The organism is Paradesulfitobacterium aromaticivorans (genome assembly GCF_054657415.1).
Genome location: NZ_BAAHYT010000010.1, coordinates 251,320 through 274,755 on the forward strand (window position 1 = coordinate 251,320; position 23,436 = coordinate 274,755).

General features: G+C 47.9%; 27 protein-coding genes. 7 read left to right on the top strand and 20 right to left on the bottom strand.

All coding sequences use genetic code 11. From position 1 onward, the window contains the following. Positions 1-133: 133 nt before the first annotated feature. The 4 genes from ACYQ2N_RS06590 to ACYQ2N_RS06605 all read right to left on the bottom strand — a co-directional run bounded on the left by ACYQ2N_RS06590 (position 134) and on the right by ACYQ2N_RS06605 (position 2,795). Positions 134-1,099, bottom strand: a complete 966-nt coding sequence (locus ACYQ2N_RS06590) for a toast rack family protein (protein ID WP_459998321.1) — start codon at positions 1,097-1,099, stop codon at positions 134-136. Then, on the bottom strand, positions 1,096-1,596 hold the full coding sequence (locus ACYQ2N_RS06595; protein WP_459998322.1) for a PspC domain-containing protein: 501 nt from the start codon (positions 1,594-1,596) through the stop codon (positions 1,096-1,098). Before ACYQ2N_RS06595 ends, ACYQ2N_RS06590 begins: the two co-directional genes overlap by 4 nt. Before the next feature lie 151 nt (positions 1,597-1,747). Continuing rightward, complete coding sequence (locus tag ACYQ2N_RS06600; RefSeq protein ID WP_459998324.1) at positions 1,748-2,020, bottom strand: hypothetical protein; 273 nt, start codon at positions 2,018-2,020, stop codon at positions 1,748-1,750. A gap of 115 nt (positions 2,021-2,135) precedes the next feature. Further along, positions 2,136-2,795 carry a TMEM165/GDT1 family protein gene (locus tag ACYQ2N_RS06605; protein ID WP_459998325.1) on the bottom strand — a complete coding sequence of 220 codons (660 nt, stop codon included), beginning with the start codon at positions 2,793-2,795 and terminating at the stop codon, positions 2,136-2,138. 124 nt (positions 2,796-2,919) lie between these two features. Here ACYQ2N_RS06605 and ACYQ2N_RS06610 point away from each other — a divergent pair, with 124 nt between their 5' ends. Together ACYQ2N_RS06610 and ACYQ2N_RS06615 are read left to right on the top strand one after the other, a co-directional pair. Further along, entirely contained in the window at positions 2,920-3,090 is a 171-nt protein-coding gene (locus tag ACYQ2N_RS06610; protein ID WP_459998327.1) for a hypothetical protein, read from the top strand. A 20-nt stretch (positions 3,091-3,110) separates the two neighbouring features. Continuing rightward, positions 3,111-3,254, top strand: coding sequence for a hypothetical protein (locus tag ACYQ2N_RS06615; RefSeq protein WP_459998328.1), 144 nt, complete (start codon positions 3,111-3,113; stop codon positions 3,252-3,254). A gap of 36 nt (positions 3,255-3,290) precedes the next feature. On the opposite strand, the gene ACYQ2N_RS06620 is transcribed toward ACYQ2N_RS06615, so the two are convergent. Both ACYQ2N_RS06620 and ACYQ2N_RS06625 read right to left on the bottom strand, forming a co-directional pair. Then, positions 3,291-3,938 (bottom strand): potassium channel family protein, encoded by a 648-nt coding sequence (locus ACYQ2N_RS06620; protein WP_459998329.1) that lies wholly within the window; start codon positions 3,936-3,938, stop codon positions 3,291-3,293. A gap of 128 nt (positions 3,939-4,066) precedes the next feature. Then, entirely contained in the window at positions 4,067-5,407 is a 1,341-nt protein-coding gene (locus ACYQ2N_RS06625; RefSeq protein ID WP_459998331.1) for a TrkH family potassium uptake protein, read from the bottom strand. 303 nt (positions 5,408-5,710) lie between these two features. Here ACYQ2N_RS06625 and ACYQ2N_RS06630 point away from each other — a divergent pair, with 303 nt between their 5' ends. Continuing rightward, complete coding sequence (locus tag ACYQ2N_RS06630) at positions 5,711-6,307, top strand: hypothetical protein (protein WP_459998333.1); 597 nt, start codon at positions 5,711-5,713, stop codon at positions 6,305-6,307. Between the two features lie 90 nt (positions 6,308-6,397). Further along, positions 6,398-6,520: a hypothetical protein gene (locus tag ACYQ2N_RS06635; protein WP_460000571.1), complete on the top strand. Its 123-nt coding sequence runs from the start codon at positions 6,398-6,400 to the stop codon at positions 6,518-6,520. Positions 6,521-6,530: 10 nt separating this feature from the next. Here the strand turns inward: ACYQ2N_RS06635 and ACYQ2N_RS06640 are convergent, their stop codons facing one another. The 11 genes from ACYQ2N_RS06640 to ACYQ2N_RS06690 form a co-directional block, all read right to left on the bottom strand. Continuing rightward, a complete protein-coding gene (locus ACYQ2N_RS06640; RefSeq protein WP_459998334.1) occupies positions 6,531-6,824 on the bottom strand; it encodes an SHOCT domain-containing protein in 294 nt (97 codons plus the stop codon). Positions 6,825-6,962: 138 nt separating this feature from the next. Continuing rightward, complete coding sequence (locus tag ACYQ2N_RS06645; RefSeq protein ID WP_459998335.1) at positions 6,963-7,256, bottom strand: SHOCT domain-containing protein; 294 nt, start codon at positions 7,254-7,256, stop codon at positions 6,963-6,965. 58 nt (positions 7,257-7,314) lie between these two features. Next, on the bottom strand, positions 7,315-7,500 hold the full coding sequence (locus ACYQ2N_RS06650; RefSeq protein ID WP_459998337.1) for an SHOCT domain-containing protein: 186 nt from the start codon (positions 7,498-7,500) through the stop codon (positions 7,315-7,317). A 254-nt stretch (positions 7,501-7,754) separates the two neighbouring features. Then, complete coding sequence (locus tag ACYQ2N_RS06655) at positions 7,755-9,974, bottom strand: YcdB/YcdC domain-containing protein (protein ID WP_459998338.1); 2,220 nt, start codon at positions 9,972-9,974, stop codon at positions 7,755-7,757. A 474-nt stretch (positions 9,975-10,448) separates the two neighbouring features. After that, entirely contained in the window at positions 10,449-10,643 is a 195-nt protein-coding gene (locus ACYQ2N_RS06660) for a hypothetical protein (RefSeq protein WP_459998340.1), read from the bottom strand. A 659-nt stretch (positions 10,644-11,302) separates the two neighbouring features. After that, on the bottom strand, positions 11,303-11,920 hold the full coding sequence (locus ACYQ2N_RS06665; protein ID WP_459998342.1) for a DUF3793 family protein: 618 nt from the start codon (positions 11,918-11,920) through the stop codon (positions 11,303-11,305). Positions 11,921-12,205: 285 nt separating this feature from the next. Then, on the bottom strand, positions 12,206-13,564 hold the full coding sequence (locus ACYQ2N_RS06670; protein ID WP_459998343.1) for a TrpB-like pyridoxal phosphate-dependent enzyme: 1,359 nt from the start codon (positions 13,562-13,564) through the stop codon (positions 12,206-12,208). A gap of 134 nt (positions 13,565-13,698) precedes the next feature. Further along, positions 13,699-14,850 carry a metallophosphoesterase gene (locus ACYQ2N_RS06675; protein WP_459998344.1) on the bottom strand — a complete coding sequence of 384 codons (1,152 nt, stop codon included), beginning with the start codon at positions 14,848-14,850 and terminating at the stop codon, positions 13,699-13,701. A 102-nt stretch (positions 14,851-14,952) separates the two neighbouring features. Then, positions 14,953-15,303 carry a toprim domain-containing protein gene (locus tag ACYQ2N_RS06680; protein WP_459998346.1) on the bottom strand — a complete coding sequence of 117 codons (351 nt, stop codon included), beginning with the start codon at positions 15,301-15,303 and terminating at the stop codon, positions 14,953-14,955. A 27-nt stretch (positions 15,304-15,330) separates the two neighbouring features. Next, positions 15,331-16,482 (bottom strand): acyl-CoA dehydratase activase-related protein, encoded by a 1,152-nt coding sequence (locus ACYQ2N_RS06685; RefSeq protein WP_459998347.1) that lies wholly within the window; start codon positions 16,480-16,482, stop codon positions 15,331-15,333. A 119-nt stretch (positions 16,483-16,601) separates the two neighbouring features. Beyond that, a complete protein-coding gene (locus tag ACYQ2N_RS06690) occupies positions 16,602-17,237 on the bottom strand; it encodes a class I SAM-dependent methyltransferase (protein ID WP_459998348.1) in 636 nt (211 codons plus the stop codon). A 227-nt stretch (positions 17,238-17,464) separates the two neighbouring features. Here ACYQ2N_RS06690 and ACYQ2N_RS06695 point away from each other — a divergent pair, with 227 nt between their 5' ends. Beyond that, positions 17,465-17,833: a hypothetical protein gene (locus tag ACYQ2N_RS06695; RefSeq protein WP_459998349.1), complete on the top strand. Its 369-nt coding sequence runs from the start codon at positions 17,465-17,467 to the stop codon at positions 17,831-17,833. Positions 17,834-17,918: 85 nt separating this feature from the next. On the opposite strand, the gene ACYQ2N_RS06700 is transcribed toward ACYQ2N_RS06695, so the two are convergent. Together ACYQ2N_RS06700 and ald are read right to left on the bottom strand one after the other, a co-directional pair. Then, entirely contained in the window at positions 17,919-19,292 is a 1,374-nt protein-coding gene (locus ACYQ2N_RS06700; protein WP_459998351.1) for an aminotransferase family protein, read from the bottom strand. Between the two features lie 288 nt (positions 19,293-19,580). Beyond that, a complete protein-coding gene (gene ald / locus ACYQ2N_RS06705) occupies positions 19,581-20,696 on the bottom strand; it encodes an alanine dehydrogenase (protein ID WP_459998352.1) in 1,116 nt (371 codons plus the stop codon). A gap of 355 nt (positions 20,697-21,051) precedes the next feature. Between ald and ACYQ2N_RS06710 the strand changes: the two genes are divergently transcribed. Both ACYQ2N_RS06710 and ACYQ2N_RS06715 read left to right on the top strand, forming a co-directional pair. Beyond that, positions 21,052-22,164 (top strand): AAA family ATPase, encoded by a 1,113-nt coding sequence (locus ACYQ2N_RS06710; protein ID WP_459998354.1) that lies wholly within the window; start codon positions 21,052-21,054, stop codon positions 22,162-22,164. A 98-nt stretch (positions 22,165-22,262) separates the two neighbouring features. After that, positions 22,263-22,829 carry a TIGR00725 family protein gene (locus ACYQ2N_RS06715; protein WP_459998355.1) on the top strand — a complete coding sequence of 189 codons (567 nt, stop codon included), beginning with the start codon at positions 22,263-22,265 and terminating at the stop codon, positions 22,827-22,829. Between the two features lie 9 nt (positions 22,830-22,838). Here ACYQ2N_RS06715 and ACYQ2N_RS06720 read toward each other — a convergent pair whose 3' ends face one another. Beyond that, on the bottom strand, positions 22,839-23,423 hold the full coding sequence (locus ACYQ2N_RS06720; protein WP_459998356.1) for a TetR/AcrR family transcriptional regulator: 585 nt from the start codon (positions 23,421-23,423) through the stop codon (positions 22,839-22,841). Positions 23,424-23,436 lie beyond the last annotated feature (13 nt).

Below are 23,436 nucleotides of genomic sequence, written 5' to 3' on the forward strand. Positions count from 1 at the left end.
GGTTCACGAATACTTTACTGTTGCTTATGAAAACTTCAGAAAGCAGGAGCACCCTTAATTAAGGAGTGCTCTTGCTTTCTATTTTATGCCCGGCCCTCAGGTTAACTGTGGGAAAAAAGCTTCACCGGCTACCTTAGTGGGTACTTTTAACTTGACCACCCGCCTGGCGCTGAAGTTCCACCGACCCTACCGCCATAGAAATATGCATATCAACCTTGCTCTTGGCATTTTCATACCCCGGGCTGATCCAGTCATTGTCCCCGTCTTTCACCAAGCCTGCTTCGGCAAAGTTCGATTTGTTAATCACACTGGAAGCCTGGAGGCGCACGCCAACTTCCTGTGGAATAACCAAAGTGATCTGTGAAGCTGCGCCGTTGATCTCGCCTTTCGTTGCGCCACCTGTATCCCCGAACTGAAGGGTCAGGTCGCTGGCACCTGTATCGAGGTTAAAGTCCTTAACCCTTAACTTGCTCAAGTCTAAATCCCCGTTTATAGCCCCAACTTTGATGTCAAAAGAATACTCCACTTTGTCCGTTAAACTTAGGTTCAGTTCGCTTTTTCCCGGACCGTTGCGTTTCTCGGCAGATAACATGACTTTTGCCTTTTCTCCTGTGTGCTCTGTTTTGAATTCCGGGTTACTCGTGACAAAACCGCCCCCCCAGTCATAATCCCCCAAAGCAAGATTATTGTCATCGCTCACGCCCTGAATTTGCATCTTTGCTCCCCCGAGCCTTAATTCCACATCTGCCTTGTTGACTCCGGCTGGCAAGGGGGTATCTAAAACGACTGAACCGGAAGAACTTCTGGCTTCATTACTGTTATTCCAGTAGAAGTTGCTGCGGAAAGGGTCGAAGTTATTCGTGCCAAAAACCATAGAATAGCCCACCAGAAATATTAAGAATATCACGAGGACGCTGCTCATCGGAATCCTTTTGCCAAAGAAAAGGGCAATTCCGCCCAGGATCAGCAAGAGCGGCCATAGTTCGGCCACATTCATCCAAAAGCCCCACGACAACACGCCGAAATTAATTAGGAAAAAGATTACCCCTAAGACAATCAGCAAGAGCCCGCGGCTGATCGACTCAACAACTCTTCTCATCGGCGCTCTCCCCTCCACATGACGGCAACGCCTAACAGCACTAACGCCAACGGCCACATTTTGCCCCAGTTAAGCCAGTGTGGAAACCAGCGGTCGAGTAAAAACAAGACCCCTAGAAAAATTAGAACCCCGCCGGCAAGTTTGCTCCTATCCTTGCGTTCAAGTGGACGGCGCTCCTGGAAATTACGCGCTGCCTCCTCGACATTAGTCACCACATCATTTACAATTTCTTCCGCTTTCTCAGCATACCGATGCATACCTTCTTGCTGGGAAGCGTAGTTTCCCTGGTGCATTGGCCGGGCATAGCCCTGATGGTCAGGATTTAGCGGAACAATAATCCAGGCCACGAGATAGGCAGGGATGCCCACTCCCATGAATACGGTCACTACGGCAATCAGGCGTACTAACGTAACATCCACATTAAAATATTCTGCAAGCCCGCCGCACACACCCCCGATCATTTTTTCTCGCCCGGAACGATAAAGTCTTTCTGTCATTTCTTTCCCTCCAAAATTTTTCCCGATTTTCTCCAATTGTCGCCTGACTTTTTCCGGTTCTACCTAGATACACGTCCGTTTCCAATGATGAAGCGCATCGAATTCTTCTACATTTAATACGCTTAAAGATTAGAAAAAGTTTCAGACTCACTTAAATCTTTGAGCACGAACACATTCCCATGCCTAATCTGAGGGACCAGACTCCACTCCCCCACTCCGGATTCCCCAAATATATTCGAGCAAAATCCACCATCCGTTTCAATAAATCAAGGTTGAAATCCTGAACCAGATATACTTTTAACCCTTCGACACCGGCAAGATTATGAACCACGGTTTCCGGCAAATGATTAACTTCTTCCAGCACCCGAATTACCCCCCAGCCAGGAATTCCCGATTTTATGCAGTTGATCTCAGCTTTTTTCATTGAGTGCTCCACAGCTAAGTATCCCTCGCTTGCAGCAAACAAATTCTTTCGAGTGTCAGAAGAACCGTTCCCTTGATGCACCCTGGAAAAACACCCGTGACCCAAGCAGGATAGTTTAACCCCGTTTTCCTTGATGCCCGCCCGTGCCCACCAGCCAGACCGCAAGGGCCGTTACGGCTACAAGGGCGACAATATACGGCAGTCTTATGTATTCCCGCGGCAGAGAAGTGTAGAGTCCAACCAATCCGAAAAGGATGAAGATCATGGCCGAAATCCACTTCACTGCTTTTTCCGGAATTCTTTTTCCGGCTACCACTCCGATATAGATCCCAAGGCCATCGGCAATCAGCATCCCAACCGTTGTGCCCATCAATGTCGCCAGGGGAGACGAATATTTAGCAGCCAGGGCCACTGTGGCCAGCTGAGTTTTATCCCCCATTTCCGCAATGAAAAAAGCGACCGCTACCGTCATTATCGGTCCAAAAATTATTTTTCTTTTATCTTCCCCTGCAAGGGTATCTCCCCTAATCGTCCACAAGCCAAAAATGATAAAAGAAGCGGCTGCCAGTGTCTGCACTAACTGAAGGTTTATTGAAGATCCCAGGTAGGAACCAACCACCACCGCCAAGGCGTGATTAAGAACGGTTGCGATGAATACTCCCCATAAAACGGCCCCGGCCCGAAAACGCGTGGCGAAAGCCATCGCCAGCAGTTGCGTTTTATCCCCCATTTCCGCTAAGACCACCATTCCGGCGGCTCCCAAGAATACAAACATACAAATCCTCCCCTTATCCCCTTTCTCATTTTAGTTACCTAAATCCTTTTGGGAAAGCTGATTAAATGGTATAATATAGCAAAGACCTCTAATATATACTTTCTTAGGCAAAGGCGGTGAACCGATGTCGGTATTAATTCGCAAGCAAATGATTGATTTAGTGAAACGTCGGGCAAAACCGGGCACTGGTTCACTGCACGTTGAATGGAGAGAAAAGCAGATGTCCAGAAGTCTTTTACAAGATTGGGCTGTATTAGCCAAGGAACTGGGTTCCCTTTACCTTATCTCATCCTGATGAAGCTCGAAGCTTCACGCATGCAAGATGTTGCAGATATCAGCAGGATGGTCAAATATGCAGACGAACAAGCCCGAATTCAAATCCGTGAGGTTGTCAAGCGGTATCGGCCTCAGGATTTGGAGGATCTTGAACAGATTATTCTAATCGAGGATGCCCTTTAGGGAACTTTTAGGAAATCCGGTTGGGAAACCCCTTCCTTACTCCGGCAACTTGCCTAAGGCTTCCGTTTTACTTACGATCACTAAAATGTCCTGTTCCTCAATCTTAGCCTCCGCTCCGGGGGCTATTACTATTTCACCCGCTTTTTTGATTGCAATAATGCTAATCCCGTACTTAGCCCTTAACTCCAGTTCCCCTAACGTTCTCTCCCAGAACTTAGCCGGAGCCTTAATCTCCACAATACTATAATCAGGAGATAGTTCGATCAAATCCATAATATTGGCTGTAACTAAATTGTACGCTAGACGCATGCCCATGTCCTTCTCCGGATAGATGATCTTGTCTGCTCCTATCCTTGACAACACTTTCCCATGTAAAGCAGTCTGAGCTTTGGCCACAACATATTTAACTCCCATTTCCTTGAGCATGAGTGTGATCAGGATATTCGTTTCTATATTATCCCCAATCGCGACCACTGCCGCGTCAAAGTTACGCACCCCTAAGGCTTTAAGGGCTTCTTCGTCACGCGCATCAGCCTGAACCGCCTGAGTCACCACATTCATCACTGCGTGGACACAGCTTTCACAGTTATCTACAGCCAAAACATCATGCCCTAAAGAACTCAGAGTCTCAGCCACACTTGTACCAAACCTGCCCAGACCAATCACCACAAACTGTTTTTTCATGCTATGCCTCTCCTTTATCAAAAGTACAACCCTTCACATTTTTATCAAAGTACCATATGGTTGTTAAATTACCCCCAAAAAACCTAAAGCGTTTTCAGGCGACACCCGTTACCTTGCAGATATGGCTATCAGCCGATGATAATCTTTTCTTCCGGATACTTGATTGCGGCTTGCGCTCCTTGCCCCTTTTGCGAAAGAGCGAACGCCAGGGTCAATGGACCAACCCGTCCGCTGAACATCGTAAGCATAATCGCGATTTTCCCGATAACTGACAAATGCGGGGTCAGCCCGAGAGAAAGGCCCACCGTACCAAAAGCTGAAGTTACTTCAAACAATAACGTCAAGAAATCGGCATTCTCGGTTATGGTTAACAAGGAAACTACGGCAAAAATCAACAGAGTTGCCATGGTTATAATAGCCACGGCTTTTTTAACCATTTCTCTTGGCAAAGTTCTCCCCTTAACTGAGATATGGTCTTCTCCTTTGAAAGTGCTGATCACGGACAGCACCACTGAGATAAAAGTCGTGGTCTTGACACCGCCTCCGGTTGATCCGGGAGAAGCTCCGATGAACATTAAGGCAATCATAAAGAGCACGGTCGTATCCCGTAAATCCGGCAAATTTAACGTATTAAAACCGGCGGTACGGGTGGTCACGGACTGAAAGAAAGACGCCATCACTTTAACCGGCAGGGGCAGCGTCCCCAAAGTATTGGGGTTGGAGAATTCCACCGCCATGATCAGGGCTGCTCCCAGCACGATTAAGATTCCACTGGCCCCTAGCACCAGCTTGGTATGTAAGGAGAATTTCTTACCCTCGCGCTTGTGGGAATATAGATCAGCTAAGACTGTAAAGCCCAAACCTCCGGCTATAATCAAAAGCATAATTGTTACGTTTGTGACAAAATCCCCGCTATAGCCGGTGAGACTGGCAAAATTGCCAAACAAGTCAAAGCCGGCGTTGTTAAAAGCAGAGACAGCATGGAAGATGCCGAAGTACAAGGCTTGTCCCCAGCCCAGGTCAAATGACCAGCGCACGCTTAGGATTAAAGCTCCGAGAGCTTCGATTACGAAAGTAATTTGGAGAACGTAGCGTGCGAGTCGTACCACTCCGGCCGGAGACACCTGGTTCAAAGCCTCCTGCAGCACCAGGCGCTCTTTGAAGGTAACTCTTTTACCCAGCATAATCGCGATCAGAGTCGCAAAAGTCATAAAGCCGAGACCGCCGATTTGAATCAGGGACAATATCACCAGTTGCCCCAGAAGGGTAAAGGTTGTCCCCGTATCGACCACAACTAAGCCTGTGACACAAACAGCAGACGTAGCAGTAAACAGAGCGTTTAAGAAAGCAAGCCCTTGTCCGTCCCTGGTAGCTTCCGGCAAAGTTAGGAGCAAAGCTCCTACCAATATAAGCAGACTAAACCCTAGCACCAACACCCGTGCCGGAGTAAAAAGCCTTAGCATCTTCATCGACTGTATCCCTCTCTACTATGTATAGGAAGTAAATCTCATTATTATCCTGATCTGACAACTTTCCCTTACTTAATCTCTGCGATCACTCTTATATTCATGCTATAACATCTTGCTAGATTAGTATACACCTTACCGCACCAGAAGCAAAAAACGAATCCCAAAACCTTAGGTTCCCTCCACCTTTTTGAAGTGGGAGCTTGCTCCTAAGTACATATAGTGTCCATATCTATTATTGTCACATATATCCATATGAGGAATACTCTGTATTATCCGATAAGTAACCTAAGGGGGAATTCGCCCATGCAAATGACACTTAGACAACAGGGACTTACCCCATCGCCACAAGTTGTTCACTCTCATTCCAACGTTCTCCCCTGGCCTTACTCTCGAAAAAACCCACAAACACCCAATTCCCAGAATCCTTCTTCTTATCGAAATCCTATGACGCAGAATCCTTCTGTTCAGAATCCCGCTCTTCAGAATCCCACGACTAAGAATCCAACCACTCAGATAAACAACGCGCCAACTCCCGGTTCCCAGATCCCCAAGACCCCGCAAGGAAAAGAGCCCTTTCCTACAATTAAAAACCCTTCGTCGGCCAATCCCGAAGCGCCCACTAAAGGCAAAAGCAAAAAGGTTAAGAAAGCCAAATCTGACAAAGTGCAGCCCCAAAAAGAACTGTCTCCTATGCAAAAGCAAGCTTTGTCCTTACTGCAACAATTCGGTTCTCCCCTGATTCGTCAGGTAGGGCCGCCGCTCGCCCGCCGCTTTGGCCCCCCGCTGGTGCGGCGCTTAGGGCCGCCGCTCGCCAAGCATGTGGGCGTTCCACTCCTGCAACGCGTAGGAGTTCCACTGGCCCGCAAACTGGGAGTATTTCTTATCCGCAAGCTGTTTTAGTCTTTTATAGACAGCTTTCCTCAAATTTTCAATGTGGATACAGACTTTTGAGATAAGGTAATATGAGACTGCTTAGGGGCCGCCGATCAGGTGATTTTGCACACTTCTGATTTGCTCCTGAATGCCAAAGAAATACGCCAGGTTATTCTCAACCTGGCGAAAAACGGTTTGGAAGCTATGGGTGCGGGGGGAACGCTAATAATGAAGATTTAATCATTTTGAACTACTCTAAGTCTTGGCGGCGGCGTTGGTATTCTTCCGCATCAATCTCCCCGCGGGCATATCGTTCGCGCAGGATATCGAGCGCATTAGACCGTCCAAAGGTCCCAGTCCCGGTCGGAATCCGGTTGGCATACCGCCGGTAAAAATAGACCCCGATTCCAATCAAAGCCAGCCAGAAAATGAGCTGGAAAGCCATGCCCAAGAGACCCATCCACCAGTAACCACCGCTATACCCGTAACCGTTAACACCCGGCCCATAACCCCAGCCGTTCATCATATTTCCCCAGAAGCCCATTGCAAAATGCCCCCTTCGAGTTTTTCCTTAGTATGTCCACTGCTTAGCAAATGATTCAGACCTTAAGACTGTACATAGCTTAGATCATTACGTCTTAACATCATACATAGTTCTTTTGAAATTTAGTTTCTTTCCCCACTAGCTAAGATCCTGTTTGCGCCGCAGGTATTCTTCGGTGTCAATCTCTCCGCGCGCAAAGCGCTCTCGTAAGAGCGAGAAAGCGTTATCCGCAGCGATCGTCCTCGTGCCCGCAGTGGAGGAAAAGCGGCGGAATAAGTACACCGCAACCCCAATAAGCACAACCCAGAACAGAAGATGCGCACCCATGGCTATAAGCCACACCCACCAAGGGCCGCCATTAACCACATTGCTCCCGTAAAAACCAGGATTAAAGCCCCAGCCTCCAAACATGTGTCCACCAAATCCCATCATTTTTCTTTGCCTCCCTTTTACTGAGTAAGCTCATTCATGCCGTGTTGCTTCGCCATTCTTAATACTTCTCGAGTTCCTGCCTGCGTAGAGAAAACTCGTCTGCCTCAATCTCTCCGCGGGCATAGCGCTCGCGCAGGATCTCCAAGGCATCTCGCCTTCCTGGCTGTCCGTTCGGCAGTACATTTTGTGGTTTAAATACGTAGACCAAGAAAACCACCAGTAATATCCCAAAAATAATCATCATTAAAAAGACCTCCTTTTTTGTTGGCAATGCCTGTTCTTGTGGCATAACAATCTGTTTACAAACTAAGTATACACTTAGTATGTGCAATCACTGTGAAGAAATTGTGAATTTATCGTGAATATAAAAGCAAAGAGAAGGTGTTTTCACACCCTCCCTAGCTTTGGGCAATGAGGCCCGGATGGCTTATCTATGTCGGGAAGAAGGACGTTTAGCAGAACGTTCTTCTTTTTTTCATCTCGGTTTTTATTTTTTCACTAATAACGTCGGGCCATCAGCGTCTTAATCAAGGCCACAGCGGCTTCCTCTCTGGTAGTCAATTTAGCGGGCTCTAAGTTAGGTTGTGCCACCTGCAAAATTCCTAAGCCTTTAGCCAGGGCCACATACCCTAGTGAACTTGGTGTCAGAGATGCCGCATCCTGATAAAGAACCTGGTATACCCCTTGAATGTCAGCGATCCGATCCAAATTGAGGAACCGAATCATAATTTTCGCCAACAATTCCCTGCTAACAGCTGAGTTCGCTGTCATATTCTCCTTAAGCCAGCCCAGATCTTTGGCGTTTTTGATGACATCCTCATCTGAGAGGCTTGTATTGTACCAAACCCCGTTTTGGGCGCTAAGCATAGCGCGGATCAATGATACTAAGTTTACATATTCCTTTGGCTTAAACTCAGTACCGAATTCCCCGAAAACCCCGGCTTGCCCGAGCAGGGATATCTCTTGGGCAAAAGGATTGTCTGAGATATCGGTGAACTTGTACGCTTTAGGGCCTTGGCCAAGGGGCAGGCCCTGCCAATCAAGAAGCTTGCCGGTCTTAGCTTCCACCATGTTTGAATCCGGAGCGAAGTTCTTAATCTGAGGCTGATACACTAAACGCAAACTACCGGGCTGGCCGTTCTCAATTATCTGCACATAGCTTAAAGTTAGGTGGCGGTAGTCGAGAAAAACCTGAGCTGCCTTGCTTTGGCTGATAATATTATTAAGGTCAGGGAATTGAAGGTTAGACCAGTTCAAGTTATAACTCACAATTCGTTTGGTAGCCATGTCAACTGCTACATTCAGGCCATTATCCGGAAACGCCAGTCCGTTAACCAGGCGCTGGTAGTTAAAGCTTTGCATCTGCGGGAATTTCTCGGCAAAAATGTCCTGCGGCAATTCTGTACGTTTAACTTGCGTGAATTTGTCTGGCTGAATCTTCTTAAGGAATTCTTCCGCTATCTTTTGCGCGGCATCATAGTCAAGCCCTTCCTGTTTATCCCGTGACATAAAGGGATAGTTGATATTAAAGCCGAGGAGTTCCCCTGTTACCGCATCTACACGCGCATACATATACTGGGGCCCATTGTTCTCTTTGTCCGGAGTTTGGGCATTCCAGTCGAGGCTCCACACCCGGTTCTGTCCAGGCATGTTTCTGCCTAAATTAAGTCCCCTTAAGACCAGATTTTCCGGAATATCTACCCACTTCGCAACTGCTTCTACCGCCTGTTCTTTGGTCAGGAGCTTGGAATTATCCTCCACCTCTTTTTGTTCCGCCGGAGTTAATGGAGCTCTTTTAGAATAAGCCATTCCTGTTGAACCCATACCGCCCATGTCGGCCCCTGCGAGCCACTGGTTTGGCACAACCTTAATCGGTTCTCCTGTCAGAGCATCAATCGCACCATTGAGGAATTTCCCGGACAGACGATAAACCAATTGCAGCTTTTGTTGTTCCCCTGCACCCAATGGCCTTACTATGGGAGACTGAAAATACTGCAATTCGAGCATGGGAGTATTTTCAAATACCGTCTGCGCCTTCTCCAAGGGAATTATTCCTTTAGCAGCGGGCAACTCAGCGTTCGTCCAGTTCAAGTTGTATGAGCGCACTTTGCCGTTGTCACTGTTGATCTGCACATTCACCCCATTGCTCACGAACGGGATATCATTAACATAGCGCTGCCAGGAGTAAGTATAAATAATCGGACCGTAATAACTTAAGGGAACAACATCATCTCCGTCAGGGAGCGCACGCAAATCGGAGAATTTCGCGCCGAGCAATTTCGCAACCAAGTCCGTGGCGATTTTCCGGCCTTCTTCGCGCGTGATTTTGGGCATATGCAAACCGGATTCTGCGGGATTCACGTTCTCCCACCGGTTCACATTGATAATTTCGCCGGTATCCGATGCGACCTGGGCCGCAAAGCTGCCCCCCGGAGCTTGCGGAGAATTCCAGTTCAAAGACCAAGTTTCCCGGTTGTTGTAATTGTTGTAGCCTGAATAAAACTCGGTGAATTCGGCGGGGATTTCAAACTTCTCTTTGACAATCCGGATCGCCTCATCCAACGTAACGGACGGCGCGGCGACAGGCGGATTCCCTGCGGCGACAGGCGGTTTAATTACTGTTTGCTCTGCTACGGCATAGGCAGGAAACAATGCCATCTGCAAGACCAGAGCAAGTGCCAGGGCAAACACCAGGGGCTTATGCCGATTTCTAAACACCTTTCTATCATCCTCTCTGAAAAAATTTCCTCTCTATATTATAGACGCATTGATGACGTAAAAAAGTTACGCCTGTCCAAATTTTTTTCCAAAAAGTTTCGTCATAATCCAATAATTTCTAATATCTTTCTTATTATTCACCTTTTAGTCAATCCATTCCATCCTTATGCGCTACAAATTTTATTTCTAATCTGGCCCTGATCCTAAAGAAACAGATGCAGACCGCCTGCTTAAATTCTAGAGTAGAAAAAGAGCCGGGGCTGCCCATCAGCGGTAGGACAGCCCCGGTATTATTAAAAGATTACCCCTAAGGCAATCAAGATCAAAATTGCAATTGCGATAATTCCTGTTCCTACGCCACGGCCACCGCCATAGCCCCCCAAAGCTCCGTACATTTTCAGCCACCCCCCTGCATCAATATTCTTACTGGTAGATTTACTCAAATCCCTGTTAGATACTGTTCCAAATTACATTTTAGAAAATTACGCCCAATGCTATCAGGATTAATATAGCTATTGCGATCATCCCTACACCTACGCCGTAACCGCCTTCTACTCCGCAACAAACCCAGGGACGCAGGGTTCCCGGGCCCCCGGGTCCAGGCACTTGCCCAAGTCCGACACGGGTGCAGGCAACTGCTCCATATCCACCCCAGCCATAGCCGTACATATTATTCCTCCCTGTTTAAGCGCGAGTCCTTGAAAAAGCACGATGCCGCAAATAGACTAGAACACTATACCCATAGCGATAAGCAATAGGATGATCACAACAACGATTGCGATTCCAGCTCCCCAACCAACGCCACCGCCGGCACCATAAGCCATAACTCTTTCCTCCCTTCATTCCGGAAAATCGCGGGTATAGTACAGGGTATGCTTATACTACTTAATCCGCCACAGCTTGCACGGAAAAACTTACCTTCAGAATATTCGCAGTTTAAGTTCAACGATAATAGCACATATACCCTGTTTCACAGATATCCTTTATCTCCCCTCGCAGCTTGCGGGCTACACTCCGGACTACATCCACTCCAGCCCCTAGTTGAACATAATGCAAAACGGCGCGCATAATTCTGCTGCACCTTCTGCGACCAGAGTCTCCGCCTCTGTTACCGAGTTAACTGGAGCCAGAATTTTTATCTTGTACGGATTTCTATTCTTTCAACATTAATCCCGGCTAAATACTTCTTAAGCTCCGCTCGGGCTGCGATACATGTCTGGAAAATATTATCTCTTGCAGCCGCGTCCTTGCCCCGCGCATAGGAAAAAATGCGCGGGTCGCGCAGCATTTTGTTTAAGATTAGGGTCTGACACGTTCTTCTCTTTTTATCACCTCAAGCTCAATATATCGCTCATTATGGTCAAGACCCTGTTACGGGCATCCTGAAAGCTTTCATACCTAAGGTCAGACAATCTTTCACTGCCGTACACTTTCCACCCCCGCGTTTTTACCAGCTTCAAGGCGGGATGACCCATAAATCCGAGTACGTCTTTGAGGGGATAACCCAGAAAGAGCCCTATTTCGTGGGGGAAATTCTCCCCTTGCAATTTTGCCATGAGCAAGTCTAGATACTCTTCGCGTTTATAGTGCAAAGGATAACCCTGGCCCTTAAGAAAATTCAAGTGGGGCTGATGGGTTAAAGCTTCATCCAAAGCGTCTCCGTGGTAAAAAAACACTTGCTCAGTCCCGTTGGGTTTGCGTATTTCTCTTAAACCTAACAGGCTTGGTGCCAAAAAGGAAGCCCTGCTTCGTTCCCAGTCCGCACTCCTGATTTGCCCCTTGTTTAAGGGGAAAGTCAGGATCTCCGCAGGCTTGGCCCCTGCCAAAGTCGCCCCTATTCTCTCGGTCACGTAGACAAGGCAAGGATCTGGTTTGCCCAAAATTTGCTGCACCAGCAGATAGAGTTCTTGTGCATATCCTTGTTTCTCCACAAGTGCATTTGGCATTAAATTCTCTCCTTTCATGGCGAAAAGGGAAAATACCAGCCGCACCTTTTTCCCTCAGCTTAACCAGCTTCTGTCATTTCAAATTATGGTTAAATACTGAGGTTAATATGTATATATGTAAGAATGCCTGGCTTGCGCCCTCAGATTTATGCTTCTTCCTGAAAAGCCAAAAAGACAGCCTCAGCGGTTTGAAGCGCTGAGGCTGCCCTCTTTACTGTCTAATACTATTTTCTACCGTACTCTTACGGATGCACAAACTCTGGGTACACCCTGTGGTGAAAACCCTTACTCCACTTTTGGAAGTTTATTCATAGCCTCATCCAGCACATCCTGAGGCAAGCTATAATCAACTAACATACCGGAAAGGTAATTATCATACGCAGCTAAGTCAAAATGACCATGCCCGCTGAGTCCGAACAAAATCGTTTTTTCTTCCCCGCTTTCCTTGCAGGCCAAGGCCTCATCAATCGCTCCCCTGATCGCGTGAGCAGATTCTGGCGCGGGAACTATTCCTTCCGCCCTGGCAAAGGTGATCGCGGCTTCGAAAATCGAACGCTGGCTCACGGCTTTGGCTTCAATCAGTCCGTCATGGAGCAATTGAGAAACCAAAGGGGATTCCCCGTGGTAGCGCAGCCCTCCGGCGTGAATTCCGGCCGGCATAAAGTCTTTGCCGAGAGTGTACATGGAGAGAAGCGGGGTCATGCCGGCAACATCCCCGTAATCATAAGCAAATTTGCCGCGGGTAAGTGTCGGGCAAGCCTCCGGTTCCACCGCCACAATCCGTGCTTTTTTACCTTTGGTCAGGTTGTCATAGACGAACGGGAAAGATATCCCGGCAAAGTTGCTCCCCCCGCCACAGCATCCAATGACCACATCGGGATAGACATCAGCCTTTTCCATTTGCGCCCTGGCTTCTTGCCCAATGATGGTCTGGTGCAGCATGACATGATTGAGGACGCTGCCGAGGGCATAGTTAGTGTCAGCCCGGGAAGCTGCATCCTCCACCGCCTCACTGATAGCAATACCCAGGCTTCCGAGAGAATCCGGGTCATTCGCCAGGATCTGGCGTCCGGCTGCGGTCTTATCGCTGGGGCTGGCAAAAACTTCCCCTCCAAAAACTTGCATCAGGGAACGGCGATAAGGCTTCTGCTGGTAACTGACTTTAACCATATACACCGTACATTCCAGTTCAAAAAAGCTGCACGCCATCGACAGGGCACTGCCCCATTGCCCGGCTCCTGTTTCTGTTGACAGACGTTTAATTCCGGCCTGCTTATTGTAATAAGCCTGGGGAATGGCGGTGTTAAGCTTATGGCTTCCTGCCGGGGATGCCCCTTCATATTTATAAAAGATCTTAGCCGGAGTGCCCAGAGCCTTCTCCAGCCTCAAGGCGCGCACCAGAGGGGAAGGACGCCACATCTTATACAATTCCCGTACTTCCTCCGGAATCTCAATCCAGCGTTCCTGGGAGACTTCCTGCTTAATGAGTTCCATCGGGAAAATAGGAGTCAAATCTTCCGGTCCTGCCGGTTTGAAGGTCTGGGGATTGAGAGGAGGCTTGGGCACATTTGGCATGTCGGCCATGATGTTGTACCAATGGGTCGGAATCTCGCGCTCACTCAATAAAATTTTGGTTTCGCTCATCTCTGCTAACACTCTCCTAACTCATTTTCGGCGTTAAAAGCCTAGTCTAATGATTCGCTGAGAATCAGAATTTTCCTGCTTATCGCCCAGGCACTTCCTCGAATAATTCTGCAAGTTCCATTGCATCCTAAGCGCTAATCCGCAAACCGCATCGTGATATCCACAATCTCGGGCTTATTCCCGACTCTAATCGGCGGTCCCCAGGTGCCGAAACCAGAGGAAACGATGATTTGGTAGTTTCCTTTGCGCAGCAGACCCCAGTCATCTTCAAAAATCTTGCTCGTTATGAATTGATTCGGAAAAAGCTGCCCCCGATGCGTATGCCCTGAGAGCTGCAAGTCAATCCCCTGAGCCTGGGCTTCCTGCAATTGGCTTGGCACGTGATCGAGCAGGATAAGAGGTAGAGAATTATCCACCCCCTTAAGCAAATCCTGTAAGTCAAGGCGCTTTTCCCCTGTAAAGCGCGCTTTCGAACTCTCATCCCGTCCGATGACATAAAAGCTGCCCGCCACCTTGAGCCAGCGGTCTCTGAGCACATTAACCCCAGCCCCCTCCAGGTACTTAACCGCTTCCTCAGCATGGCCGCCGATATATTCGTGGTTGCCCAGCACTGCATACACGCCATAGCGGGCTTTAAGCCTTTTAAAGCTCCCTTCCATTTCCTGCTCGATCACGCGCTCCACATTTTCGTCAATAATATCCCCGGAAAATAGAATCACATCCGGTTTCAGCTCATTAACCATCTCCACCATTTTGTTAAGCTGGGTCTCATGCATAATCGTGCCCAAATGAATATCTGACACCATGACGGCATGCAGGCTTTTTAGGTCACCCGCTTTTTTGGCAATGCTCACCTCATAATGCCTTACCTCAGGATGGCGGGCATTCCAGGCACCATAGACCACAATCCCGGCAATGAGCACAAACAAGAAGGCCCCTGTTATCGGTGATGAGAGCAAGCCCTTGGGCAGAAAGTGCAACCAACTGCTCAATCCACGCACAGCATCAAAAGTAAGGAGCACGAGCAAGGCGTAAAACATAAAAGCCAGCCAGTAGGCTCCAACTATTTCAAGCTTAGTGCCGATCCTTGCTGCCAACACCCTTTCTCCAATCCGTCCTGCCAGATAAGACAAAGACCAACTCCAAAAAACTAGCCAGTAGAGAACAACCGGAATAAAGGAAAAATAGCTGAACAAAAGCTGCCATAAGCGATTGCCAATGTAATAATTTATAAGACCGTAGATTAGGAACAAGAGCGCAATGACTATGTAGAATGTGGCTTTCACCGCGTCACCTCAACTTTTCGTCCTACATTCTCTCGAAAAAGCCCACCGTGATTGTGCGGTGGACTTTGATTTGACTTTGTGATTTGATCTCTTTCCTTGATTTTACTCCGGCTGTACTTCCTTGACAAGGAAATTCGCTTTTTCCAGCATTTCAGCCAAATACTCCTTCGGGGAGGTCGCCACTTCCCGGTACATTTTGCGGGTGTAGAGATGCCTTACGTGTGGGAATTCCCGGTTTATAAGCTTGCGCATTTTGTTGCCCGCGTCATCAGCATCAGTCAGCACATATACTTCCCTGTCCTGCAGTTCAGCTAAGAGTCGCTCAAGTTCTTCATACCCAAGCGTCCCGTAAGTGCAAATTATGTCTACAGGTTCATCCAGAATTTCGAGCAGCCGTTCTTTATCTGTTTTACCTTCCACAATAATTACCTTAAGTTCAAAGTTGTCTTCCATATTTTCCCTATCCTGTTACGATTGCCCTTAACGTGCGGCCATACCGGTGTCACGCTCTCCGTCCGAGAGTATGCTTCGCTGGTGGCGCGAACGCTCCAAGAGATCGACAAAAGCCTCTAAGCGGGTTTGAACCCCGGCGTGGCCGGTATGCTCGTCAACGATCAGGGTCATAATCGGGATCTTGTAGTCCTGCTGAATTCTGGGCAGGATGCTGCTTGCCACTATTTCCGGCATGCAGGTAAGCGGGAATAAATGAATAATTCCATCAAAGCCTGAGCGGGCATATTTTACCGCAGCCCCTACAGTTTCCTGTCCATGTCCGCCTACGAAATGCTTAAGGTAAGGCTTAGCTAACTTGTGATAAGGTTTAAGTGATTTATACCCATTGGTAACCCCGAGAAAAACATGTTTTGCAACCCAGGCTGATAAATAAATACTGCGGTCCACATGCGCTCCAAGCTGCCCCAACTGTTCCTCGACATCGACCGAGGAATAAGGATCGAGAATCGTGTATATTTCCCCCACAATTCCGACCTTAAGCGGTTCCCCTTGTTCTAGCCCTGATTGTTGTTCTATACGAGCCAACTGCCGCTCCTTCACTTCTGTCCTCAGGCCGCGCACAACTTGCTCCAGGCCAGCATAGCTTGTGGCCTGAACCAGTTTATCTTTGACACTGCGGTAAAGAGCCTCTGCCTCCACACCCAGCCGGGGTCTGGCACCATGGATAATGTCTTCGATTCTGTCCATGGTCACACTCTTGGTGTACGCAAAACGGATTGCTCCCAAGATTCGGACCCAGGAATGTTCGTCCCCCACTAAGTATCTAATGCGCTTGAGCAAGCCGGGAATACTTCCGTCCGGCGGTTCTAAAATTACCGCATCAAAGTCATACCCCGCCTCTTTCAGGATTTCCCGCTCTAATTCACCGTAGAGCCCGAAGCGGCAGGGTCCTATCCCCCCGGTCATAATAATCGTGTCCGCTCCTGTTTCCTTAGCCTCAATAAAATTGCCGAGATTGAGCTTTAAGGGTAAGCAAGCGGACTCCGGGGCAAGCTTAGTCCCAATATTAAGGGTTTTTTTGCTATTTGGCGGGGGTACCACAACTTCAATGTCCAGGGCTTCAAACAGAGCTTTAACAACAATCCAGAGATCGCCCATATGGGGAAACGTTATTTTCACCGTGCATCCTCCTCGAATTTGGCCAAAAAAGCATTTTCCCCCTTATTATGCACAGCTTCTTCTAAAACATGCGCATCCTCTGGTGAATACACATCCGCAAAAATTAAGCCCTGCATACGCTAACCCATTACGGAAAAAGACGTCTTTGCTTGGTTTGAAGGTGTGCATACATACCAGGCGGAATGCGGTCCCACCCGGATGGTCTCAACTTGAGCAAACTCCTCCCTCATTTCCTGTTCCCCGTAGCGGATAAAGTTAAAATAGTCCCCGCCTTCAGCCCATTCCACGATATCAGTAAGAAGCTCCCTCTGGGGGTAATAGTCATGAAAGAGCACAAGCCCGTGGGAGATTCGGGAAGCTTCCGCGTAAATTCTGCGGCGCAGGTCTTCTTTGACTCCATGAGCTACATAAGAAGAATAAACGAGATCAAAGAACTTGTCGGCAAACGGAAGTCCCTGGGTCGCGTCTCCGAGGGCGAACTCAATTTCAAAGCGAGAGGTGGACTTTTGTGCCTGCCTGATCATCGAGGGCGCGATATCCACCCCGGTTGTGTCAAAGCCCAGCTCGGCAAAACAATAAAGAAAAGCACCAGTTCCGCAGCCCAGGTCAAGGACTCTTCCCCCGCGCGGGAGGTGCAGGTACGGCAAAAACTTTTTCAGGGTCTCACGGTAATGTTTTACCTGATACTGAAAAAACCAGTTGTAAATAGGCGCTATCCGGTTAAATAAGCGCGCATGTTTGTCTAAGTCACTCATCGCAATCGCTCCCCAAAGTTTATTAGGCACACGTATGGGTCTTATGTTTTGCTGATGAAGGTTAGTTTAGAATTGTGCGAGATTTCCTGTATAGAAAAAAGAGTATAACAAACTGAAGCGGAAGGCAAACTCTAATAAAGAAAACTTACCGTTCAAGAGAAAGAAGTCATGGTGGCAGTTTGCCAAAACAGAACGGTGGCCTTGACCAAACGAAGGAGGATCGCACCATGTCTGAACGTAATATCCTGGCGTACTTCAAGACTCCGGACCAGGCCCAGCAAGCAGCCTCACAGCTCAAGTCACTGGGAATAAGTGATGTGCAGGTTGACCGGTTCAGCAGGTATCCCGGCGGGAGCGGAGACCGTCTGATGAACCCTTTGACCGGGCAAGTATCAAGTTTGTCAGATTTAACTCTGGGAGATATCAGCGCCAGAGATATTGGGGTTTTGACTGCAGCCGACGTCAGTGCCAGCGGGATGAGCAATGGGGGCGAAACCAGTGTGAGTGGGCGTGATGTCCTGGTGGCAGCGATTGTGGATGATTCGCTCTATGACCAGGCCGTGCAAATTGTCCGCACCGGCGGCGGGCTGGTTTAGCCTGGGCTGTGACCAAAAATAAAAGACCCCGGAATGGATTATTCCCACTCCGGGACCTGAACTTTTAACTTTTAGCTAATAAGCTTCAGGAGCGCCCAATCTCGGCATACGTTTCCGCGATAGCTTCCCCGAGTTTGCCAACTAATTCGTCAATATCCGCTTCCGTGATAATAAGCGCCGGAGAGAGCTGGAGCGCATCATCAATCAGCGGTCTGAGCGCGAGACCTTTTTCCCAGGCTTTGTTGGATACTTTCTTGCCAAAAGCCAGGCCCGCATCGAATTTTTCCCGTGTCTCCGGATCTTTGACAAGTTGGACCGCGTTTATAAGCCCAATGCCGCGAACTTCCCCAATGATGGGCAAGTTTAGAGCGCGCACGCGCTCGCGCAGCACTTCGCCCATGGTCCGGGACTTCTCCACCAGGTTCTCCCGTTCAATAATTTCGATGTTCTTCAGCGCCACTGCACAACCGACCGGGTGAGCGGAATACGTGTAACCATGCATAAAGACTCCGTGCTTTTTGATCGGTGCGTATATTTCTGCGGAAAGAGCCACCCCGCCGACCGGGAAATACCCGCTGGTTATTCCTTTGGCCATCATCATAATGTCCGGCTGTACACCCCAGTTTTCAATCCCGAACATCTTGCCTGTCCTGCCAAAACCACAGATAACCTCATCCGCGATAAACAGAACCTCATGTTTAGTGCAAATCTCCCTAATCCGCTGATAATACCCTTCAGGCGGAACAATCGCGCCTCCGGTTCCGATGACCGGCTCAGCGGTAAAGGCTGCCACATTATCCGCTCCTACTTCGAGAATCTTTTGTTCTAAGGCCTCAGCACATTCTAAGCCGCATGAGCCTTTCTCTTTGCCCCACGGACAGAAATAGCAATGGGGGTGCGGAATATGATGGAAGTTGGGCACAAGCGGTCCAAACCCGTCCCAGAAGCCGGGAAGACTGGTCGCGCTCAGGGCTCCGTAAGAAACCCCGTGATAAGCTCTAGTACGACCGATGATATTATTCTTGATTTGCTTGCCTTTAAGATACCAATAAACCCGCGCCAATTTATAAGCGGTATCGTTCGATTCCGAGCCGCCGCTGGTAAAGAAGATCCTGGCATCGTCGATCGGAACCATGCTTGACACTTTTTTAGCCAAGTCAATGACATTAGGATGTGAGAACCCGTTGAAAGATTGGAAATAACAAAGCTTCTCCATTTGCTCTTTAGCAACTTCAGCCAGCTCGGTGCGGCCCATGCCGACATTATTTAGCCAAAGCCCGGCTCCACAGTCGATATAGGTCTTCCCTTCCGCACTCTTAATCCGGATGCCTGATCCTTCCTCGATGATGCGCGGCCCGCCCCAAGCTTCCATGTCTGTGATCACAGTTGTAGGGTGAAGGTGGTACTGCATGTCGTCTTGTTGCATTTGTTCAATTTGAGCTTGTGTGTAGTTCCCCATCTGAGCCACTCCCTCTTTAATGTGTAGATTTGCCTCGCTTAAAGAAGAAATTATCTTCTTGTCAAGAGTTTTTTGAACTTTGCTTCCCCGTTGCTTACTCCAGTTACTTGATTCCTTTCCTTAATTACTATTTCTCTTTTATTTATATATTTCCTGTCAATTTCTTTTGAATTTTGCGACCTTTCTCCTAGGAATTTTTACCTAAGAGCTTTTCCCCAATGCGCGATCCCCCAACCTAAAACTTTAGATCAAACAAACTTTGCCTCCAGTCCCTTAAACTTTGCCGTCTTACACGAGTTGCTCCAGCGGCGTGTAGTTAAGATTCAGGTCTTCGGCCACAGCCTTGTATGTCAGTTTGCCGCAGCAGACATTCACACCCAGAGCCAGCGCTTTGTTCGAGCGTACCGCTGCTTCATATCCCTTATTGGCAAGTTCAAGTGCATAAGGAAGAGTGACATTTGTCAGGGCATAAGTGGAAGTCCTGGCTACCGCTCCCGGAATATTAGCTACCGCATAGTGAATGACCCCGTATTTCTCATACACCGGGTTCTGATGGGTGGTAACCCTGTCAATCGTTGCAATAGAACCGCCCTGGTCAATGGCTACGTCTACAATAACTGACCCCGACTGCATGGTACGCACCATTTCTTCGCTTACCAGATGAGGCGCTCTCGCACCGGGAACAAGCACCGCACCGATTAAGAGATCCGCGTTGCTCACTGCTTGGGCAATATTATAGCTGTTCGACATCACTGTCACGAGTCTGCCGCCAAAGATATCATCCAGGTAACGCAACCTGTCTGCACTCCTGTCAATAACCGTAACCCGCGCTCCCAGTCCCAGAGCCATTTTCGCCGAATTAGTGCCAACGATCCCGCCACCGATAATCACGACCTGCGCCGGGGGCACTCCCGGAACTCCGCCAAGTAAAACTCCTTTACCGCCCTCATGCTTTTCCAGGAACTGTGCACCTAACTGCACGGCCATCCTCCCGGCCACTTCGCTCATAGGAGTCAAAAGCGGCAAAGACCCGTTATCCAACTGAATGGTTTCATACGCAATTCCTACGACCTTCTTGTCCAAAAGCGCCTGCGTCAATTCCGGCTCGGGAGCAAGATGCAAGTAAGTAAAAAGAATTTGCCCTTCCTTAAAGAACGAGTATTCCTGGGGCTGGGGTTCTTTAACTTTCATAATCATATCGGCGGCAGCAAATACTTCCGCAGCTGTCGCTAAGATTTGCGCCCCTGCATTAAGATAGTCTTCATTACTGATCCCGCTGCCTAACCCAGCCTTATCCTCAATCACGACCTGATGGCCCGCTTTAGTCAGAGCCTCAACCCCGGCAGCGGTTATAGCGACCCGGTTTTCGCTGTTTTTGATCTCTTTTGGTACCCCAATTATCACGTGATTACCCTCCCTATTTCGTTTTTGATTCCACCGGAATGTTTACTTCATTTACACACGCTTTTGCTACCGTTTTTTTGTTCTTGTTAGCATTTCTTATGCAAAAAGCATGCCGTATTTTCAGCAAACCCGCCCAGTAAGCAAAGCCGCTGCTAATCGTAACAGAAACCCGCTCCAGGTAAAGGTTTGAGCAGCTTCTGCTAAGCGTACCAGCCGGATTAAAGCCACTCATGCTGCGTTTCAATCATGCAGGTAACCATTAAAATAATGCATCTAACCATTGGAACAATCTTTTATTATCACATATTTTGTGATATAATATCACTAACGATGTGATATGAAAGGAAGAAATATAATGTCAAATACTCTATTTCCCCTGGGTGGTCCCGTCTCAGAAAATGACATCGTAGATCGTGAAGACTTCTTAAAATCAATACAAACCCGGTTATCAGATGGACAAAGCATCATGCTTACAGGTCCGCGCCGGATCGGAAAAACCTCACTGGCCCTAGAAACGTTAAGGCAACTCAAGAAAAAGGGATTTTATGTGGCCTCGGTTGATTTTTTTAGGATTTCTACTAAACGAGAACTTGCCACGGCTATTATTGATGCTTGCCTCGAAAATAGAACTGGGATTCATAAAACGATGGATGCGCTAAAAGGAGGAGTTAAAACAGTTACGAATGCTACCAAGCTTGCTATGAAATTAAAAGGGTTGGAATTTTCACTAACTCTTCCTGGTAAGGAAACGTCCGACGATTTGTTATTATCTTATGCCTTGGATTTACCGGAAAAACTTGCCGTTGCGGATAAAAAACAAGTAGTTGTTGTCTTTGATGAATTTCAAGATGCTGCTCGTATCATCGGAGACGAGGTTTTTAAAATAATGCGTTCCCATTTCCAAATTCATACGAAGGCCAATTATCTGTTTTTAGGCTCTAAAGAAGGGATCATGAACAATATCTTTGCTGGTCCAGATCAAGCATTTTATCGTTTTGCTACAATATTGCCGTTACCCCCTATTTCCTCATCTGCATGGGTAGAATACATTAAAAAGAAGTTTGAGGACCAGGGAATCCGGTGTCATGATCAAATAATAAAAGAAATTATTAAAATTAGTGGAGGGCATCCACAGGATACCATGCTTGTTTGTTCAGAGACATACTATTTGTTATTAGAAACAGGCGAGGAAAGACTAACCATTGATTCAGTACAATTAGGAACAAGACGAGCCTTGGCTTCACTTACCCCTGTTTTCGACGGAATACTCGATGAATTAGGAACGGCTAAGAGAATTCTTACACGGTTGATTCAAAAGTTATCTATCTATGAAAAAGGAACACATCCTACTGAAATTAAACGGATGGTCGATATGCTAATTAATAAGGGTATCATTGAAAAGACTGACCGTGGAACTTACGTTTTTGTGGAACCCTTGCTGAAGGAATACTTGGTGAAAAACATGTAGGTCAGCAGCTCCACAGGCCGCTAGGCCCGAGGGCTGGTCTTAACTAAAGAGAACTTATAGTTTGTCGCAACTATTTTGACCTGGAGGTGTACCCTGACATGATCCGCATTGGTGTAATTGGTCAATCCGGCGATATTTCGCCGCTCACACAAAAGCTGGCCGAAGAAACCGGCCGCGAAATCGCCCGCAGGAGAGCAGTCTTACTCACCGGGGGCACGAACGGTGTTATGGAGTGTGTCTCCCGTGGCGCTAAAGCAGAAAATGGCCTGGTAGTGGGAATACTACCAGGCGACACTCTGGACATGGCCAACGATTATATTGATATTCCAATTACGACAGGTTTAAGCTTTGATTACCGCAGCTTGATCTTGATACATTCTTCAGACTGCCTAATCATGATTGGCGGTGGGAATGGAACCTTGGGGGAAGTGTCAGCCGCTTACCTCAACCACAAACCGGTGGTTATTTTAGAGCCCTCCGGCGGCTGGGCAGGAAGGATCAGGACCAGCGCCTACGAAGGCTCTTACCTTGACGAAAGAAGAACTGTGGCCCTCGACTACGCCCAAACTGCCCAGGAAGCTGTTGACATTGCATTCGAGCGAGCGCACACAAACAACCCTGCACTCGATTCAGCCTTGTCTAAAGCCACAGAGGAAGAAAGATAAAACCTTTTTTTAATCTCGTTCACTCAGCCCTTTTAATATCACGTCCACTAAAGCCTCATGATCAAACTGCAAAGGAAAGTTGGCCTTCAATCCCCGATGTTTGGAAAACTGGTCAATCGTACCATGAATCAGAAATGTGGCGAGTTCTTCATCCAAGTCTGCCCGAAGCTCACCCTCGGCTTTGGCCAGAGCGACCATCTCCCGGTATCGTTGAAAAATCACCTGATGTTGCTCGATCAAGAACGTACGAATCTCTTTGGAAAGTACTTTAACCTGCATTGTCATGTGCATCATATCAAGATGCTTCCTGAGAAATTCAATGTTATAACGGCAACAATAATTCAATTTTTCCTTAATGTCTTTTCCTTGCTCGATACATGCTTCCAAACCCACCCGGTAAATTTCGACACCGTATCTGATCGTTTCTTCAAAGAGAGCTTCTTTACTGTTAAAATACTCATAAATGGTTCCTTTCCCGATCCCTGCTTCTTTAGCAATGAACTCCATCTTGGCTCCATCGAAGCCGTATTCGGAAAAAACCCTGATGGCTGCTTTAATCATATCCATTCGTTTTTGTTCCCGTGCTACCGCCATGAGTCGTCATCTC

Excerpts from the sequence above, each read along its gene's own strand:
- ACYQ2N_RS06690 (WP_459998348.1), bottom strand. The coding sequence starts at position 17,237 with ATGAGTGACTTAGACAAACATGCGCGCTTATTTAACCGGATAGCGCCT.
- ACYQ2N_RS06595 (WP_459998322.1), bottom strand. The coding sequence starts at position 1,596 with ATGACAGAAAGACTTTATCGTTCCGGGCGAGAAAAAATGATCGGGGGT.
- ACYQ2N_RS06625 (WP_459998331.1), bottom strand. The coding sequence starts at position 5,407 with ATGAAGATGCTAAGGCTTTTTACTCCGGCACGGGTGTTGGTGCTAGGG.
- ACYQ2N_RS06645 (WP_459998335.1), bottom strand. The coding sequence starts at position 7,256 with ATGATGGGATTTGGTGGACACATGTTTGGAGGCTGGGGCTTTAATCCT.
- ACYQ2N_RS06620 (WP_459998329.1), bottom strand. The coding sequence starts at position 3,938 with ATGAAAAAACAGTTTGTGGTGATTGGTCTGGGCAGGTTTGGTACAAGT.
- ACYQ2N_RS06680 (WP_459998346.1), bottom strand. The coding sequence starts at position 15,303 with ATGGAAGACAACTTTGAACTTAAGGTAATTATTGTGGAAGGTAAAACA.
- ACYQ2N_RS06695 (WP_459998349.1), top strand. The coding sequence starts at position 17,465 with ATGTCTGAACGTAATATCCTGGCGTACTTCAAGACTCCGGACCAGGCC.
- ACYQ2N_RS06665 (WP_459998342.1), bottom strand. The coding sequence starts at position 11,920 with ATGCCAAATGCACTTGTGGAGAAACAAGGATATGCACAAGAACTCTAT.
- ACYQ2N_RS06600 (WP_459998324.1), bottom strand. The coding sequence starts at position 2,020 with ATGAAAAAAGCTGAGATCAACTGCATAAAATCGGGAATTCCTGGCTGG.
- ACYQ2N_RS06660 (WP_459998340.1), bottom strand. The coding sequence starts at position 10,643 with ATGTACGGCTATGGCTGGGGTGGATATGGAGCAGTTGCCTGCACCCGT.
- ACYQ2N_RS06670 (WP_459998343.1), bottom strand. The coding sequence starts at position 13,564 with ATGAGCGAAACCAAAATTTTATTGAGTGAGCGCGAGATTCCGACCCAT.
- ACYQ2N_RS06650 (WP_459998337.1), bottom strand. The coding sequence starts at position 7,500 with ATGATGATTATTTTTGGGATATTACTGGTGGTTTTCTTGGTCTACGTA.
- ACYQ2N_RS06715 (WP_459998355.1), top strand. The coding sequence starts at position 22,263 with ATGATCCGCATTGGTGTAATTGGTCAATCCGGCGATATTTCGCCGCTC.
- ACYQ2N_RS06640 (WP_459998334.1), bottom strand. The coding sequence starts at position 6,824 with ATGGGCTTCTGGGGAAATATGATGAACGGCTGGGGTTATGGGCCGGGT.
- ACYQ2N_RS06605 (WP_459998325.1), bottom strand. The coding sequence starts at position 2,795 with ATGTTTGTATTCTTGGGAGCCGCCGGAATGGTGGTCTTAGCGGAAATG.
- ACYQ2N_RS06615 (WP_459998328.1), top strand. The coding sequence starts at position 3,111 with ATGCAAGATGTTGCAGATATCAGCAGGATGGTCAAATATGCAGACGAA.
- ACYQ2N_RS06710 (WP_459998354.1), top strand. The coding sequence starts at position 21,052 with ATGTCAAATACTCTATTTCCCCTGGGTGGTCCCGTCTCAGAAAATGAC.
- ACYQ2N_RS06720 (WP_459998356.1), bottom strand. The coding sequence starts at position 23,423 with ATGGCGGTAGCACGGGAACAAAAACGAATGGATATGATTAAAGCAGCC.
- ACYQ2N_RS06700 (WP_459998351.1), bottom strand. The coding sequence starts at position 19,292 with ATGGGGAACTACACACAAGCTCAAATTGAACAAATGCAACAAGACGAC.
- ACYQ2N_RS06630 (WP_459998333.1), top strand. The coding sequence starts at position 5,711 with ATGCAAATGACACTTAGACAACAGGGACTTACCCCATCGCCACAAGTT.
- ACYQ2N_RS06610 (WP_459998327.1), top strand. The coding sequence starts at position 2,920 with ATGTCGGTATTAATTCGCAAGCAAATGATTGATTTAGTGAAACGTCGG.
- ACYQ2N_RS06590 (WP_459998321.1), bottom strand. The coding sequence starts at position 1,099 with ATGAGAAGAGTTGTTGAGTCGATCAGCCGCGGGCTCTTGCTGATTGTC.